Here is a 1,423-nt window from a genome sequence, read left to right as displayed (position 1 = left end):
ATGGAGACTAAACAGGCCCGGGTGACGGACACCCGAGCCTGCAAAATGAACCTCAAAAAAAGGAAAGATTCAAAATGAACCTATACGTCGCATTGGAACTAAGCAACAGTAAATGGAAGCTAGCTTTTTCAACCGGGGAAAATATTCGGCTACTGAACATCGACGCTCGCGATACAATCGCTTTTCGACAGTTACTTAAAGCAACCTGCGAGAAATGGCAGCTACCTGAGTCGACGGAAATTTACACCGTTTACGAAGCCGGGCGAGATGGTTTTTGGATCGCGCGCTGGTTGGAGAGTTTTGGAATCAACAACGTCGTCGTTGATCCTGCCAGTATCGAAGTGAATCGACGCAAACGCCGGGCTAAGACCGATCGTCTGGACGCGAAGGCCTTGGTTCGGCAACTGATCCGTTACCACGGAGGCGAGAAAACGGTTTGGTCTGTGGTCAGAGTCCCTAGCGTTGAACAGGAAGACCAGCGCCGCCGCGAGCGCGAGGTAAAGCGATTAAAGAAAGAAATCGGCGCGGGCACCGCCCGCATAAAAAGTCTGTTCGTTCTGCACGGACTGGAGGTCAACTCGCTGAGAGAACTCACAGAACGGCTTAGTGATATGTTTTGCTGGGACGGACAAGCATTGCCCGCTCATCTACGTAATGAAATCGAGCGTGAATATCAACGCGTAGAGTTTGCTCGCGCGCAGCTTAAGCAACTGGAGCGAGAGCGCGCCACCCGTATCGCCAATCCGAAGACAAAAGCCGAGCATCAGGCCCAAAAACTGCACAAGTTGCGTGCTGTCGGAGTGATCAGCGCAATGACCTTAAGCGACGAGTTTTTCAGTTGGCGAGACTTTCAAAACGTGCGCCAGGTCGGAGCCTGTGCCGGGCTGGACGGTTCACCCTATGCCAGTGGAGACCATCAGGGCGAACAGGGGATCAGCAAGGCAGGCAATGCCCGGGTGCGGACTCTCATGGTTGAGCTGGCCTGGTCCTGGTTGCGTAATCAGCCGGACTCGGATCTGGCAAAATGGTTCGAGAAGAACTTTTCCCGGGGTAAGCGAAGTCGACGTATTGGCATTGTCGCGCTCGCGCGAAAGCTACTGGTCGCGCTTTGGAAGTATCTGGAAAAAGACGAACTGCCGGCAGGAGCGCTTTTGAAGAAGACCGTAACGGCGTAAGCGGCTAAGAAAAAATATGATTTGAATCGACTTTGGTGGATTGGCGGCCCGTACCGAGGCTGGAGATGGTAGATCCCACTCGTTTTTGTAGATTGGCGTCGTCATGAAACCGCAACTTTCAGCCTGAGACCAGGCGTACGCAGCATTAGGTGACTGGGAAAACCGGCACGGATAGAAGTTGGTCCCGCGGGCAACAGGCCCCGGATACAAACAATGCGGAAAGCCACCAAAGTGAATATATGAAAAAA

The 1,423-nt window shown here is 52.9% G+C and carries 1 protein-coding gene; it reads left to right on the top strand.

The window, feature by feature from the left end; all coding sequences use genetic code 11:
* Nucleotides 1-74 precede the first annotated feature (74 nt).
* Nucleotides 75-1,175 carry an IS110 family RNA-guided transposase gene (locus QEH52_RS19635; RefSeq protein ID WP_308952659.1) on the top strand — a complete coding sequence of 367 codons (1,101 nt, stop codon included), beginning with the start codon at nt 75-77 and terminating at the stop codon, nt 1,173-1,175.
* Nucleotides 1,176-1,423 lie beyond the last annotated feature (248 nt).

This window comes from Thalassobacterium maritimum (assembly GCF_031127805.1).
GTDB lineage: Bacteria > Verrucomicrobiota > Verrucomicrobiia > Opitutales > Coraliomargaritaceae > Thalassobacterium > Thalassobacterium maritimum.
This window is presented reverse-complemented; position numbering and strand designations above follow the sequence as displayed.